This window comes from Halorhodospira sp. M38, assembly GCF_022227985.1.
GTDB lineage: Bacteria > Pseudomonadota > Gammaproteobacteria > Nitrococcales > Halorhodospiraceae > Halorhodospira > Halorhodospira halophila_A.
Window position 1 is genome coordinate 1 of sequence record NZ_JAJNQP010000051.1, and the last position, 4,477, is coordinate 4,477.

Sequence of the window (4,477 nt, forward strand, 5' to 3'; positions counted from 1 at the left end):
CATTCGACCAGAACACAAAGGCGCGCTGCGAGTGTTGCGCGGAGACGCGCCGGATCGTGAGCTGATGGAGACCGTGGATGCTTTCGGTCGTCGTGATGAGCCCGTGCGCCTGCTGCTTTGCTCCGACGTCGCGGCCGAGGGGCTCAACCTGCACCACCTGTCCTATCGACTGATCCACTTCGATGTGCCGTGGTCGCTGATGGTTTTTCAACAGCGCAATGGACGCATCGATCGGTATGGCCAGACACGCCCGCCCCAAATCCGCTACCTGGTCACGGATCCGGGCAATGCGCGCATTCAAGGCGAGCAACGCGTGCTGGAAGTCTTGATTGAGAAGGACCAGCAGGCTAGTCGGAACATTGGCGATCCCTCGGAGTTCATGGGCGTCCACTCGGTCGAGGAGGAGGAAGCTCAGGTCGGGGCGTACATCGAATCCGGTGATGACGATATGGCCGGCCTGTTCTCAGCTTTCCTCGATAATCAGCAGGAAGCCAGCGAGTCTCCACTCGATGCCTTTGTCCCGCAGGAGACCCGGGCGCCCTCGCTGGAGGCCGTAACCGAGGCCCCGATCACGCTATTTGAAGACGATTTCGACTACGCCCGCACGGCCGTACAGTGGCTGCATAACCATCAGCCGGACTTGCAGGCCGAGGCGGATCTACAACGCCGTGTGCTGACCCTGACGGCTCCCCAGGACTTGCGTCAGCGCTTACGCCACATCGCGCCTCAGGCGCGTCCCGAAGGCGATCGGTTCATACTCACCCCGGACGTCGAGGCGATTCAGCAGGAGTTGGAACGTCGCCGGGACGAGGACAGTCCCTGGGCCAGCCGACAGTATCTATGGCCACTGCACCCGGTCATGGAGTGGTTGGCCGACCGAGCGGAAAACGCCTTCGGGCGGCATGCGGCGCCCGTGTTCCGGCTGCCTCGTGCTCTCGAAGCTGATGAGACGGCGTTTCTGCTACAGGGCGGTTTCCCCAACCGTCGCGGCTATCCGGTCGTTCATGGTTGGCTCGGCGTGCGCCTGCGAGAGGGCGCCATTGTCGAGGAGTACGGCCTTCAACCCTTGATCGAGGCGCTTGGCCTGCGTGTCGGTGCGCTACCGAACCGTGGGGAGAGCGGTGATACCGAGGCGCTTAAAAAGCAACTCCCCGATGTGGTCGACCGCACTGAAGCCTATCTTCAGCAGTTGCGTCGAGAGCAGGAGCCCGGGATCGATGCGCGGCTCAATCGCCAAATGGAGTCCATGGATGCCCTGAAACAGCACCACATCGAGCAGATGGAGCTTGAGCTGGCTGCTAGCCGTGAAGTGGAAAGCAAGAAAGCACGGCGTCGCGCAGAGCGCGAGCAGCATATCGAGCGGGTCTTCCGCGACTATGAAAACTGGTTACGGGATACGCAGATGATGGAGCAGCACCCCTACGTCCAGGTCGTCGCCGCGTTCACCGGGGCGGAGGTGTAACGTGGCCTGGGTTGGTATCACCAACGAAAACGAGTTTTACTCCGAGCATTATCTCAGCGAGGTCTTCAGTACCGACATCAAAGCGGTCGTCGATCGTTGGCAGCAGGCTGAGAAGCGCTCCGGCGAGACGGGCAACGAGGAGCATACGGAGGCTCAGCGCACCCCTTGGAAGCGGTTGAGCGCTAGTGCCAGTGCCTACAATCATTCGCTCTCCCAGCTTGAGCGAGAGCGCCGCCTCGAACCCCGAGTGGAGGGGCAGCGGGACCTGGTCCGTCAGCTACTGTCCATTTTCGGCTACGACTTTAACCCCCGCCGGCTACTTTCCGCCGATGACAGTGAGATCCCGGTTCTGGCCGAGTACCGCGGTCCCGACGATGCCCCGCTGGTCTGGGTTGTGCAGGCGGTGCCCCTTGAGGAGACGGATGCGGACCCGCTGACGGTTCCGTTGCGGGAAGAGCAGTATACGACGCTCTCGCCAACGCCAGTGCCCAAGGCGCTTTATAACAGCCATGGGAATCTGACCGACTGGCAGAGCGCCCTTAGCCGTTTTGTTTTCGCTCAGGAGCGACCGCCCCGCTGGGTGCTACTGACCGGCCCACGGCAGTGGCTTCTGATCGACCGTACTAAGTTCGCGCAGGGCCGGCTGCTCCGTTTCGACTGGCCCGAACTCTTCTCCCGGCAGGAGACCGAAACCCTTAAGGCGGCCAGTGTGCTCCTGCATCGCGAATCGCTGGTGGGCGAGTCAGGCTCCAGCCTACTCGACACGTTGGAGGAGAGTGCCCACAAACATGCCTACGGCGTTTCCGAAGATCTCAAGTATGCCCTGCGCGAGGCGATTGAGCTGCTTGGTAACGAGGCGGCGAGACAGCTGATCGACAAGGCGCGTCAGCGCAAGGAGGGCATCTACTCTGGAGAGGACCGGCTTGACCCGGAGCAGCTCTCCCGGGAGTGCCTGCGCTACATGTATCGGCTCCTGTTCCTCTTCTACATCGAGGCACGTCCTGATCTGGGGTACGCGCCGATCGGCGATGCCACGTACTACCAGGGCTACAGCCTGGAATCGTTGCGTGAGCTGGAGATGGTGCCGCTGCAGACCGAGCGCGAGCAGCGCGGGCGCTTTCTGCACGATTCATTGGAGATCCTCTTTCGCCTGGTTCGCGAAGGCTACTACCCGGACGGTGATCTCTTTCGAGCCGAGAACACCCAGGGAGAGGCGTTTTCGATGGCGGCGCTGCCCTCCCATCTGTTTGATCCGGAGCGCACGCCTTACCTGCAGCAGGTCGTTTTCCCCAATGACCTTCTCCAGCACATCATCCGGTTGATGTCGCTGTCACGGCCGGGGCGCGGACGGCGGCGAAGGGGGCGCATCTCCTACGCGCAACTGGGCATCAACCAGCTCGGGGCGGTCTACGAGGCCTTGCTGGCCTACCGCGGGTTCTTCGCTAGCGAAGATCTTTACGAGGTTAAGTCGGCCAAGGCTGGGAACCCCGATCCACTGGATACCGGATACTTCGTCAGTGCTGCCGAGCTTGAGCGCTACCGTGAGGAAGAGCGGGTCTACGATCGCGACGAGCAGGGGCACCTTACGTTGCGGCGCCACCCTCGTGGGACTTTCCTGTACCGCTTGGCGGGTCGAGACCGCGAGAAGACCGCCTCCTACTATACGCCGGAAGTTTTGACCCGCTCCTTGGTCAAGTACGCCCTCAAGGAGCTCAAGCGCGAGCAGCTCGATCCGCTGCCCGATGACGCCGCCCGTGCCGAGCGCGTCCTGGAGCTGACCATCTGTGAGCCGGCCATGGGGTCGGCAGCCTTTTTGAATGAGGCCGTTGATCAGCTTGCGGATCTGTATCTGGAGCTGGCTCAAAGCGCCAGTGGCGAGCGCATCTCCCAAGCGGACTACGGCGCGGAAAAGCAACGGGTAAAGCTCTACCTGGCCAATCACAACGTGTTCGGGGTCGATCTCAACCCGGTCGCGGTGGAGTTGGCTGAGGTTTCGTTGTGGTTGGCCTCACTCGCCCGCTCGGACGGTCCCTATCCGCAGGTGCCGTGGTTTGGCCTGCAGCTCCGCTCCGGCAACTCTCTGATCGGGGCGAGACGGGAAAGCTACCCGGTACGTCAGTTGACCTGCAAAGCCAATGACGACGCCATCTGGCTCAAGAACGCCCCGGTGCGCCAGCCGTTCGGCGAAAGCCTCCCCGAAGGACAGGTTTGGCACTTCCTGCTGCCCGATAGCGGTATGGCGAAGTACGCCGATAAGGCGGTGAAGCAGGAGGAGGGTGCGGCGATCAAGGCGATTGGCGCCTGGCGCCGCGCCTTTACCAAGCCATTCAGCCGTGAGGATGCTGAGCGGCTGCAGCGGCTTTCGCGCCGGATAGACGAGCTCTGGCATGAGCACGCCCGGCATCTGGCCAAGCTGCGTCGACGCACCGCTGATCCCTATGCGATCTACGGCCGCCCGGCTCACGGTCAGCGCACCAGCCTTGCCGATAAGGACCGGGCCGTCGCCAGCGAACTCTACGCGGAGTATGAAAAGAATGTCCCGGCCTACCGGCGCTTGCGCCTGGCCATGGACTACTGGTGCGCGTTGTGGTTCTGGCCGATCCGTGAGCATCAGCAGCTGCCGGACCGGGAGGAGTTCCTGTTCGATCTGGAGAACCTGCTCCTCGGCGACACCATACTGGCCGGGCAACCGAACGAGACACCGGATCTTTTCCGGGAGAGTGCGATGCCCGACGCCGGCCGACGCTTTGTCGACCGCTTCGGCGTAGTCGACTTGCAGCTGCTGTTTCGCAACTTCCCCCGCTTGAAGCGGGCGCAGGAGATTGCCCAGGCCCGCCGCGTGTTTCACTGGGAGCTGGAGTTTGCCGACATCTTTGCCGAGCGCGGCGGGTTCGACCTGACTCTCGGCAATCCGCCCTGGCTCAAGGTCGAGTGGGAGGAGAGCGGCGTACTCGGCGACCACCAACCGCTCTTCGCCCTGCGCAAGTTCAGCGCCACGCAGCTGCGCGATCTGCG

The 4,477-nt window shown here is 62.7% G+C and carries 2 protein-coding genes; both read left to right on the top strand.

Annotation, left to right across the window (positions count from 1 at the left end; genetic code table 11):
* On the top strand, positions 1–1,462 hold a 1,462-nt coding region (locus tag LRA98_RS12565), incomplete at its 5' end, for a C-terminal helicase domain-containing protein (protein WP_238634242.1).
* A gap of 1 nt (position 1,463) precedes the next feature.
* A partial coding sequence (locus LRA98_RS12570) for an Eco57I restriction-modification methylase domain-containing protein (protein ID WP_443134952.1) occupies positions 1,464–4,477 on the top strand: 3,014 nt, incomplete at its 3' end.